Raw genomic sequence first — 22,053 nt, forward strand, 5'->3', positions numbered from 1 at the left:
GAGCCCTCTTGTTATTTTTATGCTTCTGTCATTGTTGTGGGTTTTGTTGCGCCGTTTATTTCTAATTCTTTTATTAATGTTCGATAATCTGATATGCATATTTTTCCTTCGAGATACCAATGTCTCGCAAAGTCTAATAATTCATTTACATTCTCTGTGCAATACCCCTTTTTTTGAGAAAACGCTTGTTTTAAATCCCCTAATACCATGTTGATTCCTCCCCCATGAGAATCTTCTTCTTCATTATCATAGCATGGAAGGGTTTTCTTTTTTAATTTTTTAAAAATTTAAACTTCCGACAAAAATAGACAGATACTCCATCACACATATTATTTTATAGGTACATATTATATATGTAGAAACTTATGTGAAGGAGGAGAGAATGCATGTTTCAACAACCTAACGTATATCAGCAAACGAATCCATATGTACAGCAAAATATGTACCAATATAATACGGATACATATTTACGGTATAATATGTATCCTTTCGAGCCTTATTATGGAAATCAAAATTATTATCAACCGTTTGAAGTGTCCTTTATGAATCAAGCTCAACAACCACAACAGCAGCAACCTTATGTGAATCAAGCTCAACAACCACAAGCTCAGCAACCATACATGAATCAACAACAGCAGCAGCCTTATATGAATTCGCAATATTATATGCCACCACCACCATCGCCGTATGCTAATCAACAAGCGATGTTTTATCCACCAAAACAACCGTATCCGACGCAGGGTAAGCAAAAGCAACAACAGCCAAGTCAGTTTTCTAGTTTTGTTTCTCAATTTAAAACATCAGATGGTAACTATGATGTAAATAAAATGATGAATACAGCTGGACAAATGATGAATGCGATGAATCAAGTGACAGGTATTGTAAAGCAAGTTGGAGGCTTTTTTGGTAAGTAATGTTGAAGGATTGTCTATAAAAACAATGTAGATGAAATAAAGGACTAGACAAATTTCCTTGTAATAAATGGGTATATATAACAAACGGCTTTCTCTCTTTTCTCATACTGTAAAGTGTAATCAGATTTTTTTTAACGAGAGAGGAGAGAAAAAACTATGCATCATTGTCATCCTTGCTTTGGAGGGCATAAGCCTACAGGACCTATTTGTACGACTGCTCCTGTCATTCATCCGACGAAACAATGCGTAACACACTCTTTTTCAACAACGGTGGTGCCACACATTTTCCCAACACATACAACACATGTACATCATCAACAAATTAAAAACCAAAACTTCTTCCCACAAACAAATTCAAATGTAAATGTTGTGGACCCAATCGACCCAGGATTCGGCGGCGGATGTGGACCGTGTGGTCATGGTCATCATCATCATCATCACCACGGTCATCAAATATCTCCATTTGGGCCGGGACCGAATGTATCACCGTTTGGACCAGGACCAAATGTATCACCGTTTTTACCAAACAATGTATCACCAGTAGGTCCAAATATCGGACCAAACGTTGGTGGAATATTTAAAAAGTAAATGATATGTTAGAACTAGCGAAATGCTAGTTCTTTTTTTGTAATTGGAGTGTTGATATGAAAGTTATTTCAGTAACAGGATATAAGCCATTTGAACTTGGAATATTTAAAAATGATCATCCAGGAGTGGAGTGTATAAAGAAAGCATTACACCGTAAATTACTCACTTTTGTAGAAGATGGTTTAGAGTGGGTTATAATAAGCGGCCAATTAGGTGTAGAATTATGGGCTGCTGAAGTTGTTTTTGAAATGCAAGTAGAATATCCAGATTTAAAATTAGGGGTATTCACTCCGTTTTTAGAACAAGAAGAAAATTGGAAAGAAGATAATCGTGAATATTACGAATTTATTCTTTCTCAAGCAGACCATGTTGATAGTATCACGAAACGGAAGTATGAAAGCCCAGAGCAATTTAAATTAAAAAATCAATTTTTTATTGAAAAAAGTGATGCGCTTTTAGCGGTATACGATGAAGAAAAACCAGGAACTCCCAAATATATTGTAGAATCAGCAAAGAAAAAAGGGGAAATAGAAAATTATCACAGTTATTTCATTCTTTTTTCTGATTTACAAGATATAATAGAAGAGGAACAGTGGAATAATGCAGAGTAATATGTAATATAGTACTCGTATATATGATTGACAAAAAGCATTGTTTCTGAAAAAATTTAGTTAATGAAAGTTTTGGTAAAAATTTGAGGTGAAGAAAATGATTTCGGATAAAATTAAATTAACAGCGAAAGATATTTTAGAAAAAGAATTTAAAACAGGTATGAGAGGTTATCAGCAAGAAGAAGTAGACAAGTTTCTTGATATGATCATTAAAGACTATGAAGCTTTCCACAAAGAGTTTGAGCAATTAAAGCAACAAAATGCTCGTTTAAAGCGTGAATTAGAGGAACAAAAACTAGCTGTAACGCAAGTTCCACAACAACCTGTACAAACACCAGTTGCACAACCAGTTTATAACAACACGAATACGGATATTTTAAAACGCTTATCTAACTTAGAAAAAGCTGTATTTGGAAGTAAGTTATACGAATGATGTAAGGTGGGAAAAGGTTTAAGCATTTTACATAGAAAAAAACGTTGCAAAATCTTTTTGTTTCCACTATACTAATGGATGTCATAACGTTTGGGTAATCGCTGCAACGCCAACGTTGTAGAGGAAAGTCCATGCTCGCACGGCCTGAGATGGCTGTAGTGTTCGTGCCTAGCCAATTCATAAGCTAGGGTATTCTGGCTGTAAGGCTGGTTTAACGGCAGGGAAAAAACCTAAGTCCTTTCGGATATGGTTTGACTACCTTTAAAGTGCCACAGTGACGAAGTCCTTGAAGAAATGATAGGAGTGGAACGAGGTAAACCCCACGAGCGAGAAACCCAAATAATGGTAGGGGAATCTTTTCCAAGGAAATGAACGATGGGAAAGGACAGGTTTTATAACCTGTAGATAGATGATTGCCACCGGAGTACGAGGCGTGGGCCGTTTGTAGTACAAAGGAACAGAACATGGCTTACAGAACGTTATGAACCAACTATGAAATAACTCAGCTCTCCTTTGTTAGAGGAGGGCTTTTTATTTGTATGAAGTTATAAAGTATGAGTTAAAATGGTTAATGAGAAAATTTTTCGTAAAATGTAATGATTAATAGGACCAATTGCTATTAATTATTGTTTGAATATACATAAGAGGTGAATGCAAATGGGAAAAGTTACTTTAATTGCAACAGCGGCAATGGGTATTGAAGCGTTAGTTGCCCGAGAAGTTCGCGATCTTGGTTATGAATGTCAAGTAGAAAACAGCAAAGTAACATTTGAAGCAGATGAAAAGGCGATTTGTCGCACGAATTTATGGTTACGTACTGCGGACCGTGTAAAAATTAAAGTTGGCGAATTTAAAGCAACAACATTTGATGAGCTATTTGAAAAAACGAAAGCATTAAACTGGGGAGATTATATTCCAGAGAATGGCGAATTCCCTGTTATCGGTAAATCTTTAAAATCTGAATTATTCAGTGTTTCGGATTGCCAACGTATCGTTAAAAAAGCTGTCGTTGAAAAATTAAAAACAACATATAAACGTACAACTTGGTTTGAAGAAGATGGTCCATTATTCCGTATCGAGATTGCAATGCTCAAGGATATTGCAACATTAACAATTGATGCGAGTGGTGTTGGACTTCATAAACGTGGATACCGTATGGATCAAGGGGAAGCTCCGTTAAAAGAAACATTAGCTGCGTCTTTAATTAAATTAACAAACTGGAAGCCAGATCGTCCATTTGTTGATCCATTCTGTGGATCAGGTACAATTCCGATTGAAGCAGCATTAATTGGACAAAACATTGCGCCAGGATTTAACCGTGGTTTCGCATCTGACGAGTGGGGCTGGGTAGGTAAACAAAACTGGCGTGAAGCTCGTCAAGAAGCTGAAGATTTAGCGAACTATGATCAACGATTACAAATCATTGGATCAGATATTGATCATCGTATGATTCGAGTTGCTCAAGATAACGCAGAAGAAGTAGGCTTAGGCGATTTAATTACATTTAAACAAATGCAAGTAAAAGATTTCACAACAAAAGAGGATTATGGCTACGTTGTAACGAATCCTCCATACGGAGAACGTTTAAGTGAAAAAGCACTTGTTGAACAATTGTACAAAGAAATGGGACAAGTATTCCGTCCGTTAGATACATGGTCAGCATATGTATTAACAAGTTACGAAGCATTTGAGAAGTGTTACGGAAAAGATGCATCGAAGAAACGTAAACTATTTAACGGATTTATCCGTACAGATTACTACCAATACTTCGGAAAACGTCCACCGCGTAATTCATAGTATAAAACTCCTCTAGCACGCATATACTGGCTATTATGTAATGCGTAAAGGAGGAACTAATATGGATAGTTTCCAATTATCAATGATTCAAAAAGCTATTCACCGTACGTATGATGAGCTCGGAAAAGAAGTGGATAGCCAAGGTGTGATTGTAGATGAAATACAAAAAGCACAAGAAGAATATTTGTCAGCTCTTTCACATGAAACAGCGATTGATAAACGGTATTTAAAGTCATTAATATAGAAGAAAATTTTCCTTTTTCGAAAGGAAAATTTTTTTTCGTGCATTTCTATGTATTGTAACAGGGGAAAGTGACTGCATACAAATGAGTAGCGGTTGCTATATCTTTTTATAGAAAAACTTTTTGGTTGGAGGCTAAGGATGTTTACTGAGAAGAGATTACCATTTGAAGTAGGAAAACAAGATAATTTTTATGATAAGTTGAATGAGTGGATTGGAGATGTGTTTTACGACATCCTTCCAGAAAAAGGATTTGAAGAGCGTGATGAACAAATTTTTATGGCGTTTCAATTAGAGCGTGCTTTCCAAGAAAAGAAAGTAATGTTCGCAGAAGCGGGTGTAGGAACAGGGAAAACAATTGTATATCTTCTATATGCAATTTGTTATGCGCGTTATACTGGGAAACCAGCTATTATTGCTTGTGCAGATGAAACGTTAATTGAGCAGCTTGTGAAAGAAGAAGGGGACATTGCTAAGTTATCTGAAGCATTAGGGCTATCTGTTGATGTAAGGCTTGCAAAATCAATGGATAATTATTTATGCTTACGTAAACTTGAAGATGTTATGAGTGGACGAGCTCCAGAAGTAATTGAAGACGTATATTACGAGTTACCACAGTTTGTATTCGATCATGGTACGATGCAAAACTTTACGCACTATGGTGACAGAAAAGAATTTCCACTTTTAAATGACGAAGAATGGTCAAAAGTAAATTGGGATTACTTCCAAGATTGCTTTACTTGTGATTCTCGTCATCGTTGTGGACAAACTCTTTCTCGTGAACATTATCGTAAAGCAGCAGATTTAATTATTTGTTCTCAAGATTTCTATATGGATCATATTTGGACGTACGATGCTCGTAAGCGTGAAGGGCAAATTCCGTTATTACCAGAAAGTAGCTGCGTTGTATTCGATGAAGGACATCTTGTAGAATATGCAGCTCAAAAAGCTTTAACATACCGTTTAAAGCAAACGATGATGGAGCAACTATTAACGAGATTATTACAAAATGATATTCGTGAAGAGTTTGCACATTTAGTAGAAGAAACAATTTGGCAAACAGAGCGATTCTTTGATGTGTTACAAGAAAATAAAAAGGAAATTGCCGGTTCGGATCGTTTAGAAATTACTGTGACAGAAAAAGTAACAGCTGAAGCAAAACGACTTTATGCGAAAATTGGTGAAGTCGGTGATGCATTAGTATTTGAAAGTGAAATGCATACAGTAAATACGTATGATTTAAATATCGTTGATGAACATTTAGATGTGTTAGAACATTCACTTCGTCTGTTCATGCACGAGAAAAATGTAATTACATGGGGCGAAGAAGGTGATGGAGCCTTCACGTTAGTCATTATGCCACGTGCAGTTGAAGAAGTGTTACAAGAGAAAGTATTCTCGAAGAAAATCCCGTATATCTTCTCGTCTGCTACATTATCTAATAACGATTCATTCGCGTTTACAGCAAATAGCTTAGGGGTAAAAGATTACTTATCATTCTCAGTTGCCTCACCGTTTGATTATGAGGAGCAAATGGCAGTAAACTTACTATCGCATACGAAAGAAAATGAATGGGAAAGAAAGTGTCAATATACACTTGAAAATATACAAAAAACAAATGGACGTACACTTGTACTATTCCGTACAACGCAAGAGCTTGCAGCGTTTAAAGAATATGTAAGTAAAGAACAAATGTCAGTTCCGTTCCTATATGAAGGGGATCAAGAAATTAGTCAGCTCGTTTCTCGCTTCCAAAATGAAGAAGAGACTGTACTTTGTGCCGTTCATTTATGGGAAGGTTTAGACATTCCTGGTTCATCATTATCACATGTTATCATTTGGTCATTACCATTCCCTCCAAACGATCCGGTGTTTGAAGCGAAGCGTAAACATGTTAATGATCCGTTCTGGGATGTAGATGTACCATATATGATTTTACGTCTTCGTCAAGGCATCGGTCGTTTAATTCGTACGAGTGACGATAAAGGTGCTATTTCAATCTTCTTATCTGATACAGAAGATGAGAAAGTGATAGAAGCGGTGAAAAACGTACTACCGGTAGAAGGTAAAGAATTATAAGGAGAAAGCTTGGCGCTTGCCAAGCTTTTTTTCTATTATAAAAGGAATTTAGATTTTCATGTCGAATTAAGTTTGAGGTAGAAAAGGGAGGTTTTTATACGATGACAGTAGCTACATATGAAGTAGAAAAACAATTTTTAACATATGTGAAGAAGATACAAAATTACGGAGAAGCATTAAGCTTAATGTTTTGGGACTTAAGAACAGGTGCGCCTAAAAAAGGTGTGGACCAGCGTTCAGAAGTAATTGGTATGCTTTCATCAGAAGTGTTTGCTATGTCGACTTCAGATGAGATGGGAAATTATTTAACAGAGCTTGAAGCTTTAATAAGTGAAGACAAACTTTCTGAAACGACGAAGAAAATGGTTGAAGAGTGTCGTAAAGAATATGATAGAAATAAAAAAATTCCACAAGCTGAATATGAAGCGTATGTGAAATTAGAAGCGAAAGCGGAAAGTGTGTGGGAAGAAGCCCGCGAAAAATCTGATTTCGAAATGTTCCGTCCGTATTTAGAACAAATAGTTGAATTTAAAAAGAAATTTATTACATATTGGGGTTACGAAACATACAAATATAATACATTATTAGATATGTATGAGCCGGGTATTACAGTAGAAGTGTTAGATCACGTATTTGGTCAACTTCGTGAGCGTATCGTTCCGCTTGTAAAAGAAATATCGGAGTCACAAAAGAGATTAAAGACAAGTGCTTTATCAGAACATTTTTCAAAAGAAAAACAAAAGAACTTTACATTAGAGCTATTAAAGCAGTTGAATTATGACTTTGAAGCAGGTCGTCTTGATGAAACGGTGCATCCATTCGAGATTACATTAAATAGAGGGGATGTTCGTATTACGACACGCTATGACGAAAAGGATTTCCGTATGGCTGTGTTTGGAACAATTCATGAATGTGGTCATGCTGTATATGAACAAAATATTGCAGGAAAATTTGAAGGTACACCGCTATGTAGTGGAACATCTATGGGTATTCATGAGTCACAATCGTTATTCTTTGAGAACTTTATCGGTCGTAATAAATCATTCTGGAAGAAAAATTATGATTTATTAAAAGAGTATAGCAATGGTCAATTCAATGATATATCAGTAGATGAGTTTTATGATGCGATTAACGAATCGAAGCCATCGTTCATTCGTATAGAAGCAGATGAGCTCACATATCCGCTTCACGTTATGGTTCGTTATGAGCTTGAGAAAGAATTATTTGATGGTACATTACAAGTGAAAGATTTGCCAGCGGCTTGGAATGATAAGATGGAAGCATATTTAGGAATTCGTCCGGAGAACAATGCACAAGGTGTATTGCAAGATGTTCACTGGGCTGGTGGTTCATTTGGATACTTCCCATCTTATGCGCTTGGTTATATGTACGCAGCGCAGTTTAAGCAAAGAATGTTAAAAGATATTCCGAACTTTGATGCATTATTAGAAGAAGGAAACGTAACGCCAATTCGTGAATGGCTAACTGAACATATTCACCAATATGGTAAAACGAAAAAGCCACTTGAAATTTTAGAAGATGTAACAGGCGAAGGGTTAAATGCAAATTACTTAGCAGATTATTTAGAAGCGAAGTATAAAGAAATTTATGAGTTGTAAAAAAAGAGCTGCTTACTTGCAGCTTTTTTTTATAGGGGGATAGAAGAATGGTTTATACATATACAGTAATGACGCAAGAAGAGGCGGAAGAGATTGCATATAACTGGCATTATAAAGGGGAATATTCCTTTTACGATATAGAGGCAGATGAAGAAGATTTAGCTGGATTTTTACATGATGAGAGTAGAGGGAATCATACATTTTCAGTGAAGGAAAATGGCATTCTCGTTGGTTTTTTTACTATTTGTAAAATAAATAATGGAACGGTTGATATAGGTCTTGGAATGAAACCTGATATAACTGGAAATGGATTTGGTTTACAGTTCGTAAATGCTGGACTAGCTTTTATTAAAGAAAAATACGGATGCAATTATATAACGTTATCAGTAGCGACATTTAATAAAAGAGCTATTAAAGTATATAAAAGGGCAGGATTTGAAGCAGTTGGAACGTTTATACAGAAGACGAATGGTAGTTGTTTTGAGTTTTTGAAAATGAATTATATATGTGAAAAATAACAAAAAACAGAAGAGGGTTCTTCTGTTTTTTGCAACTTCATTAACTTTCAGTTGATAGCATGTGTACAGCTATTTCATGCATGTCTTTCAAACCTGACACTTGAGCGTATTCAGCAACAGTAATACTACTCGTTGTTAGAAGTTCGATAATATGTTCATCCATTCTTGACCAAGTTTTACCGCCAGCGTTATCATAAGAGTGAATTAACTTTGTTAGTCCATCCTTTCCAAAGAGTAGATAATGCGATGTGAAATCTATAGATACATCACCTATCCCTACTTCTGTCCAATCGATTAAGCCAGTTACCTTATTTTTATTATCAATCAGGATATGACCTGGATGGATATCCCCATGCTTTACTCCTACGTGAGATGGCCAAAAAGAGTCTTCAGCTAGCCATGCTTGCCAACGATCCCATAAGTTTTGATTGATGTGGTATTGTTCCTTCACTCGATTCATCCTTTGTTTCATAGAAGTTCTTAATTCATTAGCAGTAAGAATTTCAACACCTATACTATTAAATTTTTGCTGAGGTAATGAGTGTAAATTCGCTAAAACTTTTCCTAAGGAAATATAGTATTCAGTTGGTACATCCTTTTCGTTAAAGGTCGATATATAACCTTGTTGTTCTATATCGATAGTAGCGGCAGGAACGCCACTTAGTTGTTTATAAGCAATTAGTTCCTCAGAAAATATAGACCAATCAGGAACTTGGAATTCTGCATGTTTTTTCATGATTTCTAATGCTTCTTTTTCACGTAGAGCATGTCTCATAGATTCTCGTCTACGAGGAATTCGTAGTATCCATTTATCCCCGTTTTGTTCTTTGACGTGTGCTACTTGAAAGTCAACGCCAGATTCATTGATTTCTATTGAATCTTCTAATATATTTAGTCCTTCCTTATTTGCTAATTGTTTCACTTTAAGTGTATTCATTTTGATTTCCTCCAAATGTTTATTTAGATTTCAATGTTTTCATACGTTTTCTGTTACGAATTGTTTCTAACTACATCCATATGATTGAAGTAGCAAGATATAAGAAAATGTAATCATAAAAAAACCACAGACGGGCTTCTGTCTGTGGTTAAGAGTAAACGAGGATATAATGAAAAAACGTCTCTTTTTGTATCAAAAAAATATACGAAAAAAAGACAGATGTATATCTGCCTTTCTTCATATGGAAAGTGTATTCTTCCGTTGAAGATTATTAAAAATGTGCAGACTAATCCCGTTTACTCTGCTTTATGAAAACAGAGCCTTTGAACATATTAAGTTACTTATTGTTCAAAGTTTGCTGACGTAGTCTTCCTGCATGCATCATCTTTAACAATCCTCCTTTTAATAGTATAGTGTTACTATACTTTGTTTATAAGTAAACATCAACAAAAAATACTAGATGTAATATGTAAAAACGAATTAAATAAAAATTTACATTCGGAAAATAGAAGAAATGATGTTAGCTTTTATAATTGGAAGTTTTGGAAGAGGATTTGTATTAGTAGCAAATAGTAAGTTTAGCAAGGAAGGTAGAGGTAAGCATGGTTACAATTAAAACGAAAAATGAAATAGATTTGATGCACGAATCCGGGAAGTTACTTGCTTCATGTCATAGGGAAATTGCAAAAATGATGAAACCAGGTATTACGACAAAAGAAATTAATACGTTTGTTGAAGCATATTTAGAAAAGCATGGTGCAATATCTCAGCAGAAAGGATATAACGGGTATCCATATGCGATATGTGCATCTATAAACGATGAAATGTGCCATGGGTTTCCGGTGGATGTACCTTTAACTGAGGGCGATATTGTAACAATTGACACGGTAGTAAACTTAAATGGTGGTCTTTCAGATTCTGCTTGGACGTATAGAGTTGGAAATGTTTCTGATGAAGCAGAAAAGTTGTTGTTAGTAGCTGAGAATGCTTTGTATAAAGGGATTGATCAGGCGGTAATTGGTAATCATGTAGGAGACATTGGCTATGCAATTGAAAATTATGTAACAAATGAAGGTTTTTCTGTCGCAAGAGACTTTACGGGACATGGAATCGGTAAAGAGATTCATGAAGAACCAGCAATTTTTCATTTTGGGAAACAAGGACAAGGGCCTGAGCTGCAAGAAGGAATGGTAATTACAATTGAGCCAATTGTAAATGTAGGTATGCGATATTCGAAAGTAGATTTAAATGGATGGGCTGCAAGAACGATGGACGGGAAATTATCAGCGCAATATGAGCATACAATTGCGATTACAAAAGATGGGCCAATCGTTTTAACGGCGCTTTGAAATAATATGTAAGAGTTTACAAAACTCGAACGAAAATGATATTTTGATAAAATTTGTACGTGTTTTGTTAATAAATACTTTTCAAAGTATAAAAAGTGCGTTATAATCCATCTATAAAATAAATAGTTAGCTACACTCATATAATCGCGGGGATATGGCCTGCAAGTTTCTACCGAAGTACCGTAAATACTTTGACTATGAGTGAGGACGAATATATTTGCTTGTTTAGCATTCTTTTTTGCGAAACTCCAAAAGCGCGTCTCTCACTTGTAACGAGTGGTGGCGGCTTTTGGAGTTTTTTTATTGCATAAGAGGGGGAACAAACATGAAAGTATTACAAGAAAAGATTTTGAACGAAGGAAAGGTTTTATCTGGTGACGTATTAAAGGTAGATGCTTTTTTAAACCATCAAATTGACCCAGTACTTATGCAAGAAATCGGAAAAGAATTTGCTAAACGTTTTAAAGAAGAGAACATTACAAAGATCGTGACGATTGAATCTTCAGGCATTGCACCAGCTGTTATGGCTGCATTAGAGCTTGGTGTAAAAGTAATTTTTGCAAGAAAACGTAAATCGTTAACGTTACAAGATAATATGTACGTTGCAAACGTATATTCATTTACGAAACAAGAAACGAATGAAATTTCATTATCTCGAAATCATATTGATGAAAGTGATCGCGTTTTAATTATCGATGACTTTTTAGCAAACGGTCAGGCTGCTTTAGGGTTAATGAGTTTAGTAGAGCAAGCAGGAGCCAGTATTGCAGGAATTGGGATTGTTATTGAAAAAGCATTTCAAGATGGAGGAAAGAAGCTTCGTGAACAAGGAGTTCGTGTTGAATCACTAGCAGAAATTGCATCATTTGATAACGGCACAGTTACATTTGTACAGCAAGAAACTGCGGAGGTGAAATAAACGATGAAGCAGCATCCATTTAAAATTGCATCGCTTGGTATGCAGCATATGCTTGCAATGTATGCTGGAGCAATTATCGTTCCGCTTATTGTGGGCGGCGGACTTGGTTTAAATCAAAAAGAGTTAACATATTTAGTCTCAATTGATTTATTAATGTGCGGCGTTGCGACAATTTTACAAGCATTATCAAATCGCTTTTTTGGTATAGGACTTCCCGTTGTACTTGGTTGTACATTTACAGCGGTTGGACCGATGATTGCGATTGGAAAACAATACGGTGTGTCTTCAATTTATGGAGCAATTATTGCTGCTGGGTTATTTGTTGTTATTTTTGCGAAATTATTTGGAAAACTTGTAAAACTGTTTCCACCTGTTGTAACAGGATCTGTAGTTACAGTAATTGGAGTTACACTTGTTCCAGCTGCTATTAATGATATGGCTGGTGGAGTAGGAAGCAAAGATTTCGGAAGTCTTGAAAACTTAGCGTTAGCATTTGGAGTGTTATTATTTATCATCGTTATGTATCGTTTCTTTGATGGATTTATCCGTTCCATTTCTATTCTATTAGGTTTGTTGTTCGGTACTATCGTTGCAGCGTTTATGGGGAAAGTAAGTTTGCAAGCGGTTGGAGAGGCTGATTGGTTCCACGGTATTCAACCATTTTACTTTGGTACACCAACCTTTGAATTAACACCAATTATTACGATGATTCTTGTTGCTTGTGTAGGGATTGTAGAAGCAACGGGTGTATACTTTGCATTATCTGATATTTGCAATAAAAAAATCGGTGAAAAAGAATTAACAAAAGGCTATCGTGCAGAAGGATTAGCGATGGTGTTAGGTGGCATTTTCAACGCATTCCCATATACAACATACTCTCAAAACGTAGGACTTGTTCAATTAACTGGAGTAAGAAATCGCGTTATTATTTACACGTGTGGTGGTATGTTAATCGTTCTTGGTTTCATTCCTAAAATCGCAGCTATTACAACAATTATTCCGAAATCAGTACTGGGTGGTGCGATGTTAGCGATGTTCGGTATGGTTATGGCATATGGTATTAAAATGTTAAGTAGCGTTGATTTTGGTAAACAAGAAAACTTATTAATCGTTGCATGTTCTGTTGGAATTGGGCTTGGCGTAACAGTCGTTCCTACATTATTTTCACAACTTCCAGAAAGCATTCGTATTTTAACAGATAACGGAATTGTACTTGGAAGTGCGTCAGCAGTACTTTTAAATATCGTATTTAATATGGTGCCGCAGCGCAAAGTGAAAGTAGAAGAAGAGCCAGTATCTATGCAAAATGCAGTAAGAGAAGCGTAAAAAAGCAAGGTCTCGTTATGAGACCTTGCTTTTCTTTTTAAGTGGCATCATTTTCCCGTAAGTACCAAGACGCCAAATGTACTCAAGTGGCCCGTATTGGTAATGTGAAAGCCACCAGCGGCTAATAAAGATTTGTAACGTGTAGAAACTAATGCAGAATATTGGTCCAACCCATAATGGAGAAGGATAATCATTTTTAAATAATAGCCCGAATACAAGCAATATAACAATTGTATGCGAGATGTAATTTGTTAATGCCATTCGTCCAACGTATTGGAATGGACGTAATACTGTTTGCCATTTTTCTTTTTGTAATAAACGCATTAACGTGACAATGTAGAAGATGAACAATGTCTTTCCGCTAAACATTGTAAAGACCTGCATATAAATTGGTTCATAAAATGGTTTTGATAAGAAGTAACGGACCATGAAGAACCACATTGGTAATGTTAAAATGAACATAATAATTTGCCATTTTTTAAGCTTTGGATCTAACTCTTTCGCGCGGCGGAAAATATCCTTTTTGCCGGCGTATAAACCAAGTAAAAACAGCCCAACTGTTTCTGGGAGCATGAATACGTTGAGTCCAATTCCATCAGCATAAAATGCATGGAAACGATTTTGGATTTGTGACACCCAGTCTTCAAGTGGCATGATAGGTAAGGAGAATCCTAATTCTGCCTTTGTAACGAATGCAATCATAATACCTACGATTAGCATGAAAAACTGAAAAATACTCAATAAAACGATAGCCCATATTAAAATAGTACGAGGTTCTCTCTTATAAAATAAAAATAAGAAAAATCCAGCAATCGCATAAGTATGTAAAATGTCTCCGTCCCATAAAAGAACGTAATGTAAGAAACCGAATAATAATAAAATAAGTAAGCGGCGAACAAATAAAATTTTCGGATGATCTGTTTTCGCTTCAGCACGACTCATAAAAATATAAAAACCTAATCCGAATAAAAACGAAAAAATTGTATAAAATTTCGTTTGAATAAACATATCGTAAAATAGGCGAATGTAGCTGTCTATCCCTTCGTAAATTCCTGAAAGATCACGTGAGTCAACCCCAGCGATAACAGGCCAATTCACAAGAAAAATACCTAGTACAGCTATTCCTCTAATAATATCAATGGAGTGTATCCTCTCGCCTTGTGTGAGATTTTGTGTCATTTTTTTCCTCCTTGTTAAGTAATTCCCTTTTATTATACAAAATGTAAGATGGAGGGGATAGGGGATATTTCCATTTTTTTAAACTGTTAAGTTATGTAGGATGAGATATAATAAGATTGCACAACAAGTTTTAACCTTCTTCAAAACAGGCGGTAAAGCTCCTTCTTATAAGGAGCTTTCTTTATGAAAAGTGTTGATAATGATTCTCTTTAATGATACACTGTATTCAAAAGTGATAATCATTATCAAAAAAAGGTTGGTGCGTAAGTATGGTATATGCATTAGTAGCAGGTACAGTCGCTGTATATGCAGTTATTGCGAAGTATGTTTTAAATGGAGTAGGAACAGCAAAATGAGTGATATGACATAAAATCCCTTTCATTTGTAAAAAGAATGAAAGGGATTTTTTATTTTTAATGAGAATATGCTGAAAATTTAGTATGATAGTAAAGTGAAACTGTAATCATTGGGTAGGTGTAACTCTCACTGGTTATGAGCTCGCAAATAGCGGGGAAAAGTATATACATCTTGGATAAAGGGGAACAAGGGGATGACAAACATAGTACAGACAAACGGTATGAAAAAACTTGTTTGTTTTTATGAAGAGTGGCAAAAACACGGCGATGCAGAGAATAGTTTAAAGTTGTTTGAGGTAATTCAAAAATATAAACAAGAACAGCTTATGATAGCGTTCTGCGGTCACTTCTCTGCAGGGAAATCAACGATGATGAATCATCTATATAAAGCGCAGTTGTTACCGACAAGTCCAATTCCGACAAGCGCTAACGTTGTCAAAATTGAAAAAGGAATGGATCGTGTTGTTGTAACGGTTAAATCTGGAGAGCAGTACGAATATGACGGTGCATATTCAGCAGAAGAATTAAAACAAATTTGTAAAGACGGCGATGAAGTAATTGGTGTTCATATTTATCGAAACGACGCGCCAATTCCTGAAGGGGTTATGTTAGTTGATACACCAGGGATCGATTCAACAGATGATGCCCATCAATTAGCGACAGAATCGACACTTCATCTGGCAGATGTCATTTTTTATATGATGGATTATAATCACGTCCAATCGGAAGTGAATTTACAATTTGTTAAAGAATTGAAACAACGTAATAAAACGGTTTATCTCGTTGTAAATCAAATAGATAAACATAAAGAAAATGAATTATCGTTTGAGAATTATAAAGATAGTGTAAAACAATCATTCTCTAACTGGGATATTGAAGTAGATGGTGTTTATTATACGTCATTACGAATGATGAACCATCCACATAATGAAATTAGAAGCTTAGAAGCGTTAATTACTTCTATTATGAAGGAAAAAGAGCAGTGTGTAAGGACTGGAATGGAGCGAGAAACAGAATATTTAATGGGGGAACATTTCTCGTTTATTGTTTCTGAAAATGAAAAAGCTCTTTTGAAATATGAGGAAGAGTTAGCATCACCACTTTCTATTTCAGAGGTAGTTGAAAAGAAGGAAGAGCTAACGGAAGCGAAAAATCGTGAGGCAAGTAAAGAATCTCATGTGAGAAACGAATTTATAAAAGGTTTACAAGCTATATTAGATAATGCTTATTTAATGCCATTTGAAATGAGAGAATTGGCAAATGCATATTTAGAAACGAAATTAACAAAATTTAAGGTCGGTTTGCTATTTTCGAAAGGAAAGACGGAGCAAGAAAAACAAAGACGTGTAGAGGCGTTTTATTCTGCCCTTCAAAAAACTGTTGAAACGCAACTTGATTTTCATGTGAAGGAATTTATTGTAGCCTTCTTAAAAGAAGAAGGATTGTTCACGGAGGAAATTGGGAAAGACATATATGGGTTAGAAATTGCTTTCGGACCAGAAATGTTGGCCGAGGTAATTAAACAAGGTGCAGGTTTCACAGGTGATTACTTACTTCTTTATACAGCGGATGTAGCGAATGAACTGAAGAAACGTTATTTTATAAAAGCACAGCAAATTTTTGATAAAAGTGCGGTCGTTTTGAAGCAAAAGGTGAGGGAAGCAGTTGCTCGTATTGAAGAAGAGATTGAAACATATACGATGTTGCAAACGGCGAAAGAAACACAATTACAATACAGTAACAATTTGGAGGCATATGAAGACTATTTACGAAATGTTTGGCACGATCATGTTGCTACGCCTGAAGGGTTGCAAATAGATGAGATATTGCAAAGGGAGACACAAATTGTTAGTGAGAAATTTACACTACAAGAACAGGAAATCGTAAACGATAACGTAGCGGTTCATGAGGAAGAGCTAAAAGGAACGGCAGCTTTAAATATTCAACGTATATTAGAGAAAGTGAAAAAAGCCGAAACGATATTAGAGCCATTACCAGCGTTGAAACATGTACAGCAAGAGGTAATAGAGAAAAGAAGACGTGTGGAAACAAAACAATTTACAGTAGCGTTATTCGGGGCATTTAGTGCTGGGAAATCATCATTTGCCAATGCCTTACTCGGTGACAAAGTACTTCCTGTATCACCAAACCCGACGACGGCAACGATTAATCAAATTTTGCCGGTTACAGAGGAAAAACCACATGGAACAGTAATTGTTCAGTTTAAATCAAAGCAAGCGTTATTAGAAGATATGAAAGCTGTTTATAAGCTGTTTCATTATGAGATTGCTACGTTAGATGAAGCGTTAGCACAAATTGATAAAGTTATGAAATATCCTTCACCAACTGGGAAGCAAAAAACAACATTTAGCTTTTTACGAGCGGTACAAAAAGGGTATGATGCAGTTTCTACTTATTTAGGAGAACAAGTACAAGTTACATTAGAAGAGTTCTCTGATTATGTAGCGAATGAAGAGAAATCATGCTTCGTTGAGTATATGGAACTTTATTATGATTGTGCTTTAACAAGGCAGGGAGTAGCGCTTGTAGACACACCTGGAGCGGATTCTATTAATGCTCGCCATACGGATGTTGCATTTCAGTATATTAAAAACGCAGATGCTATTTTATTTGTTACATATTATAACCATGTATTCTCTCGTGCTGACCGTGAATTTTTAATTCAACTTGGTCGTGTAAAGGATACTTTTGCCCTTGATAAAATGTTCTTCTTAATTAATGCGGCGGATTTAGCAGAGTCTGAAGAAGAACTTGAAATGGTAAAAGGTTATATCGCAGATCAGCTACTGCAATACGGTATTAGAAATCCGCGTTTATTTGCAATTTCAAGTTTATGTGCGCTTGAAGAGAAACAAGGAAAGAATGTTGAAAAAGAGAAGTATGGTATTTTACAAAACTCTGGGATTACTAAGTTTGAGGAATCATTTACGTCCTTTATGATGAGAGATTTAATGCTTGTTTCTGTGCATGCTCTATACGGTGCTTTGCAAGGGGCAGATCAGCTTTTAGTAAACATGATAAAGGGTGCAAAGCAGGGGAATGAAGAGAAAGAGAAGCAAACGAAAAAATATGAAGCAGAGCGTGATCAACTACTTCATATCATTTCATCATATAGTGTACTTGCTGAAGAACAGGCGATGCAAAATGAAGTGAAAGAGTTGCTTTATTACGTGCAACAGCGCCTATTCCTACGCTATAACGATGTGTTTACTGAATTTATTAATCCGGCTTCACTTCGAACGGATGGAAATGTGAAAACACAATTGCAACAGTGTGTTATGGAATTAGTAGCATTTATTCAGCATGATTTATTGCAAGAAATGCGTGCGACATCATTACGCCTTGAAAAATGGATAGACGAAGCGATGAAGCGTGCAAAGGACGAAATTGTAGTGAACTGTAAAGTGGAAAATGAATCAATTTCTATGAATGGAACAGTGGAGTATGAATATAAAGATATTACACATAAAGAACCGTTCCCTTCAGTTGAAATAAAAGATTTCAAAAAAGCACTGGCACATTTTAAAAATGAGAAAAGCTTTTTTGAAAAGAATGACAAAGCTTTTATGCAAGAAGACGCTAAATCTGTATTAGAACCGCTCGTATCAAACTATGTAGCTGATGAAAAAGATTTATTTGTTCATCATTATAAGCAAGAGTGGGATATGAAGTGGAACTTATTCCAAAAAGTGATGCAGCAAGATGTGATGAACTATTATGAAAGTATATTGTTTGCATTGGCTGAAACGATCGATGTATCTCTATATGAGCAAAGTAAAGAACAATTGCAAAAGCAGTTAGTAGAGATTGAAAAAGAAATTTATGTTATATAGTCGTTATGAGAAAAAGATTCGTTCAATTTTCTTTTGCAGTACAGTATCTAAAGATTTTACAAATCCAGCAAATTCATCGGTAGAAATCATATGAGTAAGAACGAGTCGTCTGCCATCTGGTGTTTCACCGCATAAGACGAATGAAGAAAATTCATATGTTTTGTTTTCAACTACTAATTTTGGATAGGAATACGTGTCGCTTTTCTTCTTCTTTCCATCAATAGAGATGACGTTGCATTTTTTCTCATTGTTGTCCATGGTGAATCCCTCCTTTCTATTACTTATGGTAGACAAGGAGGGTTTAGAACAATAGAGAAGGGGGAATTTTTTATGTCTGTTGTAATAGAACGTATTCCAAAAGAGGCTATACCGAAGTCTTTATTGCTACTTGCTGATCCAAGTGAACGGCAAATAGCTACATATGTACAAAGAGGATTAACATATGTAGCTAAGCAGGGGGGGAGCGTTATCGGTGTATATGTTCTTTTGGAAACAAGGCCAAAGACGATGGAAATCATGAATATTGCGGTTGCAGAGCATTTACAAGGAAAAGGGATTGGGAAGAAGCTATTAAGGCATGCTGTAGAAACTGCTAAAGGATATGGTATGTCAAAACTTGAAGTTGGTACAGGCAATTCTAGTGTTTCACAACTTGCTTTATATCAAAAATGTGGATTTCGTATTTTTTCTATTGATTTTGATTACTTTTCGAAGCATTATGAAGAAGAGATTATTGAAAATGGGATTGTATGTCGTGATATGATCCGGCTTGCAATGGAATTGAATAAAAACGTATAACTATTTAGGGGGAAGAGAAGATGGAAGTACATAAAGCAATTACAGCACATTCTCGTAAACAAAATGAAAGTGTAAAAGCATGTTTACAATTAGATGCACAGCGTGAAGCAGCTATTGAAGCTGCTGTATCTCTTGCGTCAAATGGGAAAGAATTTTCGGTTGATGTCATTAATGTTGTAACGAAGCAAATTAATGATCTTGCAAAAAATGGTGTTACACTAGAGCGTAAATATGTTACAGAAGAAATGGTTATGGAGTATGTAAGTCGTTTGAAAGAGAAAGAAGGTCGTTAAAGATGATAGTTACAGTCGAATGGTTACGTGAGCATATAGAAGATGAGAATGTCCGTATAATCGATTGTCGTTTTGATTTAGCGAATCCTAATTGGGGTAGAGAAGAGTATGAAGAAGGACATATTCCTCATGCTTTATATTTTGATTTGAATTTAGATTTATCAAGTCCTATAGCAGAACATGGTGGCCGCCATCCTTTACCAAATATTGAGGAGTTTGCAGACAAGCTTTCGGAGGCTGGTATTGATGAACATACGACAGTAATTGCGTATGATAGTCAAGCCGGTGCAAATGCTGCTCGTTTATGGTGGTTATGTAACTATGTAGGACATGAGAAAGTATATATATTAGATGGTGGTTTCCCGGCTTGGAAAGAGAATGGACTACCGACAACAACGGAAATTCCTGTTGTTATACGAAGAACATTCAAAACAAACATACAAGATCATATGCTTGTATCGATGGAAACAGTAAGAGAGAATATCCAGGCAGGTGCAGATGTTACATTAATTGATTCAAGAGAGCCAAAACGTTATGCTGGTGTAGAGGAACTTGTCGATCATAAAGCAGGTCATATTCCGACAGCAGCAAACTATTTTTGGAAGGATGGAATGTTACAATCAGGACAATTTAAGAATGAAGCTGAGCAACAAGAACGATTCCAAAATCTGTCGAAAGATAAGGAAACCATTGTATATTGTGGTTCTGGTGTTACGGCATGTCCAAATATCATTGCGTTAAAATTGGCTGGATTCCAAAATGTTAAATTGTATGTAGGTAGCTGGAGTGATTGGATTTCTTATCCAGAAAATCAAATTGCAAAAGAAGAAGATTAATCACTTGCATGCAAAAATAATTTGTATTAAAATAAGGTCACAAGCAAGAGATTGCTCGAAAAACTTTGTATTTTACACATTAGAAACAATGTGATAATATAACGACAAGTAAATAATACATCCTGCGGTGTGCGTAACTTATTTATGTCTAAAACCGATGTTAGTTATACGGAAGCTCAATATTTAGCGACCATCATCAAGCCTTCCTTGTGGAGGAAGATGTACGGTAACTGTGAGGGCATCCACCTGCGAGTAGCGGGTTTTTGGACATTTACGAGGAGCGGCACGTGCGGGGGTCTTATTTCAACTAACCTTATATCTAATTCCTACGGTGTACGTAGCTTATGCATGTCTTAAACCAATAAGTTTAATATGGAAGTTCAATATTTAAATGTAGCTAACATGCCATCTTTTTAAGAAGGAAGTTACAAACATTTGTGAGAGCATCCACCTGTGAGAGCAGGTTTATGGACATCTAGAGAGAACGGCATATGTGGGGCTATATAAAAACCTTACGTTTTATACGTAAGGTTTTTTTGTTGTATAGATATATCAATATTATCTTGATTCACCTGTGAAGTTTCCGTAATAAATGTAGCACTTTCTGTCTTCATCAATCTCTCTAGAATCCAAGGAGAATTCCATAGACATGCCGTCTCGTTGAATATATATAATATCTGAATGAAGAGATGGTAAAATTTCTTCATAGTTCCATACATCTTGACTATCTACTATGTTTGAACTCGTTTCACTTAGTTCTCTAATTTCAAATCCGATGTGGGAGTATGTAGGGTCTGAAGGGTCATTGGCGAAAACTTCTTTTTGAATATAAATAACTGCTGTTCCGTCTGGATCAACCGAAGTTGCAGTAACAACATAAGTATTTTTCTCTTTAATAAAATATTCACAAGTCATGCGTGCGATAATTTCAGAATTAGAAATATTGGCGTAGTTCCATAAAGCAGGATACCCTTTCGTTTCATCATTAAGTCGATATTCTAAGCGCATTTTATCCCTCTTCTTCCTTTTTCTTCTACTTTATCATGCTATCCTATATAATAGGAATAGAAATTAAAAAGGGGAGTGCGAAAGTGACAAAAACGAAATGGCTAGTAGGTGGTGTCGTAACGTCTTTAATGACTGGCACTTTATTTGGTTGCGCACAAGATCTTCCCCCAAAACCGAATGATAATAGTTGTTCTGATTGGGATTGGGATGATGAACTTGGGGTATGGCAGTGTGATGATAGTAGTTCAGGTTATCGTGGGCATTATTTCTATGGTGGGCGATACTATCAAAATAAATCCTCTTTTAAAAATTCATCGGCGTTTAAATCGTATCAATCGTCTGCTGAATTTAAAGGTGGAATTGGGAGCGGTTCAAAGGGAGGATTTGGGGGCTAAAAT

Annotated in this window: 23 protein-coding genes, 3 other RNA genes and 1 riboswitch; of the genes, 20 read left to right on the top strand and 6 right to left on the bottom strand. The window is 35.8% G+C overall.

The genetic code is table 11. The features are described from left to right. Positions 1 to 17: 17 nt before the first annotated feature. Positions 18 to 209: a YppF family protein gene (locus ACTFRH_RS04210; protein WP_000242653.1), complete on the bottom strand. Its 192-nt coding sequence runs from the start codon at positions 207 to 209 to the stop codon at positions 18 to 20. Between the two features lie 177 nt (positions 210 to 386). Between ACTFRH_RS04210 and ACTFRH_RS04215 the strand changes: the two genes are divergently transcribed. From ACTFRH_RS04215 to ACTFRH_RS04260, 10 genes are all read left to right on the top strand, one after another. Continuing rightward, entirely contained in the window at positions 387 to 914 is a 528-nt protein-coding gene (locus tag ACTFRH_RS04215) for a YppG family protein (protein ID WP_000487630.1), read from the top strand. Positions 915 to 1,070: 156 nt separating this feature from the next. Next, a complete protein-coding gene (locus ACTFRH_RS04220; protein WP_000546272.1) occupies positions 1,071 to 1,502 on the top strand; it encodes a CotD family spore coat protein in 432 nt (143 codons plus the stop codon). Positions 1,503 to 1,558: 56 nt separating this feature from the next. After that, positions 1,559 to 2,113, top strand: a complete 555-nt coding sequence (locus ACTFRH_RS04225) for a DUF1273 domain-containing protein (protein WP_000864833.1) — start codon at positions 1,559 to 1,561, stop codon at positions 2,111 to 2,113. A 97-nt stretch (positions 2,114 to 2,210) separates the two neighbouring features. Next, complete coding sequence (gene gpsB, locus ACTFRH_RS04230) at positions 2,211 to 2,546, top strand: cell division regulator GpsB (RefSeq protein WP_000622431.1); 336 nt, start codon at positions 2,211 to 2,213, stop codon at positions 2,544 to 2,546. An 86-nt stretch (positions 2,547 to 2,632) separates the two neighbouring features. Then, positions 2,633 to 3,023, top strand: an RNA gene (rnpB, locus tag ACTFRH_RS04235) — RNase P RNA component class B. A gap of 180 nt (positions 3,024 to 3,203) precedes the next feature. Beyond that, complete coding sequence (locus ACTFRH_RS04240; protein ID WP_000521224.1) at positions 3,204 to 4,343, top strand: THUMP domain-containing class I SAM-dependent RNA methyltransferase; 1,140 nt, start codon at positions 3,204 to 3,206, stop codon at positions 4,341 to 4,343. A gap of 61 nt (positions 4,344 to 4,404) precedes the next feature. Further along, positions 4,405 to 4,587 carry a DUF3921 domain-containing protein gene (locus ACTFRH_RS04245; RefSeq protein ID WP_000376898.1) on the top strand — a complete coding sequence of 61 codons (183 nt, stop codon included), beginning with the start codon at positions 4,405 to 4,407 and terminating at the stop codon, positions 4,585 to 4,587. A gap of 138 nt (positions 4,588 to 4,725) precedes the next feature. Further along, on the top strand, positions 4,726 to 6,663 hold the full coding sequence (locus ACTFRH_RS04250) for an ATP-dependent DNA helicase (protein WP_000493698.1): 1,938 nt from the start codon (positions 4,726 to 4,728) through the stop codon (positions 6,661 to 6,663). Positions 6,664 to 6,764: 101 nt separating this feature from the next. Beyond that, entirely contained in the window at positions 6,765 to 8,282 is a 1,518-nt protein-coding gene (gene ypwA / locus ACTFRH_RS04255; protein ID WP_000215094.1) for a carboxypeptidase, read from the top strand. 47 nt (positions 8,283 to 8,329) lie between these two features. Then, positions 8,330 to 8,800 carry a GNAT family N-acetyltransferase gene (locus ACTFRH_RS04260; RefSeq protein WP_000263213.1) on the top strand — a complete coding sequence of 157 codons (471 nt, stop codon included), beginning with the start codon at positions 8,330 to 8,332 and terminating at the stop codon, positions 8,798 to 8,800. 40 nt (positions 8,801 to 8,840) lie between these two features. Here ACTFRH_RS04260 and mphL read toward each other — a convergent pair whose 3' ends face one another. Next, entirely contained in the window at positions 8,841 to 9,737 is an 897-nt protein-coding gene (mphL, locus tag ACTFRH_RS04265; protein WP_440048766.1) for a macrolide 2'-phosphotransferase MphL, read from the bottom strand. A 602-nt stretch (positions 9,738 to 10,339) separates the two neighbouring features. Between mphL and ACTFRH_RS04270 the strand changes: the two genes are divergently transcribed. From ACTFRH_RS04270 to pbuX, 3 genes are all read left to right on the top strand, one after another. Next, positions 10,340 to 11,086, top strand: a complete 747-nt coding sequence (locus ACTFRH_RS04270) for a type I methionyl aminopeptidase (protein WP_000256351.1) — start codon at positions 10,340 to 10,342, stop codon at positions 11,084 to 11,086. A 116-nt stretch (positions 11,087 to 11,202) separates the two neighbouring features. Continuing rightward, positions 11,203 to 11,304: riboswitch (purine riboswitch) on the top strand. A 107-nt stretch (positions 11,305 to 11,411) separates the two neighbouring features. After that, positions 11,412 to 12,005: a xanthine phosphoribosyltransferase gene (locus ACTFRH_RS04275; protein WP_000866486.1), complete on the top strand. Its 594-nt coding sequence runs from the start codon at positions 11,412 to 11,414 to the stop codon at positions 12,003 to 12,005. A 3-nt stretch (positions 12,006 to 12,008) separates the two neighbouring features. After that, entirely contained in the window at positions 12,009 to 13,331 is a 1,323-nt protein-coding gene (gene pbuX, locus ACTFRH_RS04280) for a xanthine permease PbuX (RefSeq protein ID WP_000809234.1), read from the top strand. Positions 13,332 to 13,346: 15 nt separating this feature from the next. On the opposite strand, the gene ACTFRH_RS04285 is transcribed toward pbuX, so the two are convergent. Next, positions 13,347 to 14,510, bottom strand: coding sequence for a DUF418 domain-containing protein (locus tag ACTFRH_RS04285; RefSeq protein ID WP_000193188.1), 1,164 nt, complete (start codon positions 14,508 to 14,510; stop codon positions 13,347 to 13,349). Positions 14,511 to 14,736: 226 nt separating this feature from the next. Beyond that, complete coding sequence (locus ACTFRH_RS04290) at positions 14,737 to 14,892, bottom strand: hypothetical protein (protein ID WP_157405304.1); 156 nt, start codon at positions 14,890 to 14,892, stop codon at positions 14,737 to 14,739. A 168-nt stretch (positions 14,893 to 15,060) separates the two neighbouring features. Between ACTFRH_RS04290 and ACTFRH_RS04295 the strand changes: the two genes are divergently transcribed. Next, positions 15,061 to 18,720 (top strand): dynamin family protein, encoded by a 3,660-nt coding sequence (locus tag ACTFRH_RS04295; RefSeq protein ID WP_000182133.1) that lies wholly within the window; start codon positions 15,061 to 15,063, stop codon positions 18,718 to 18,720. Positions 18,721 to 18,723: 3 nt separating this feature from the next. Here the strand turns inward: ACTFRH_RS04295 and ACTFRH_RS04300 are convergent, their stop codons facing one another. Next, positions 18,724 to 18,978: a DUF3931 domain-containing protein gene (locus tag ACTFRH_RS04300; protein ID WP_000369740.1), complete on the bottom strand. Its 255-nt coding sequence runs from the start codon at positions 18,976 to 18,978 to the stop codon at positions 18,724 to 18,726. A gap of 72 nt (positions 18,979 to 19,050) precedes the next feature. Here ACTFRH_RS04300 and ACTFRH_RS04305 point away from each other — a divergent pair, with 72 nt between their 5' ends. The 5 genes from ACTFRH_RS04305 to ssrS (ACTFRH_RS04325) all read left to right on the top strand — a co-directional run bounded on the left by ACTFRH_RS04305 (position 19,051) and on the right by ssrS (ACTFRH_RS04325) (position 21,151). Then, entirely contained in the window at positions 19,051 to 19,518 is a 468-nt protein-coding gene (locus ACTFRH_RS04305; RefSeq protein ID WP_000117689.1) for a GNAT family N-acetyltransferase, read from the top strand. 20 nt (positions 19,519 to 19,538) lie between these two features. Next, on the top strand, positions 19,539 to 19,811 hold the full coding sequence (locus tag ACTFRH_RS04310) for a YpbS family protein (protein ID WP_000451815.1): 273 nt from the start codon (positions 19,539 to 19,541) through the stop codon (positions 19,809 to 19,811). A gap of 2 nt (positions 19,812 to 19,813) precedes the next feature. Further along, entirely contained in the window at positions 19,814 to 20,647 is an 834-nt protein-coding gene (locus ACTFRH_RS04315; protein ID WP_000637536.1) for a sulfurtransferase, read from the top strand. Positions 20,648 to 20,763: 116 nt separating this feature from the next. Further along, a non-coding RNA gene (gene ssrS, locus ACTFRH_RS04320) (6S RNA) lies at positions 20,764 to 20,946 on the top strand. Between the two features lie 21 nt (positions 20,947 to 20,967). Further along, positions 20,968 to 21,151: non-coding RNA, 6S RNA (ssrS, locus tag ACTFRH_RS04325), on the top strand. Between the two features lie 54 nt (positions 21,152 to 21,205). Here the strand turns inward: ssrS (ACTFRH_RS04325) and ACTFRH_RS04330 are convergent. Beyond that, positions 21,206 to 21,655, bottom strand: a complete 450-nt coding sequence (locus ACTFRH_RS04330) for a hypothetical protein (protein ID WP_001235519.1) — start codon at positions 21,653 to 21,655, stop codon at positions 21,206 to 21,208. An 83-nt stretch (positions 21,656 to 21,738) separates the two neighbouring features. Between ACTFRH_RS04330 and ACTFRH_RS04335 the strand changes: the two genes are divergently transcribed. Continuing rightward, positions 21,739 to 22,050 (top strand): hypothetical protein, encoded by a 312-nt coding sequence (locus tag ACTFRH_RS04335; RefSeq protein WP_000169028.1) that lies wholly within the window; start codon positions 21,739 to 21,741, stop codon positions 22,048 to 22,050. Positions 22,051 to 22,053: the final 3 nt, after the last annotated feature.

The organism is Bacillus cereus group sp. MYBK216-1, from assembly GCF_051916495.1.
Classification (GTDB): domain Bacteria; phylum Bacillota; class Bacilli; order Bacillales; family Bacillaceae_G; genus Bacillus_A; species Bacillus_A thuringiensis_K.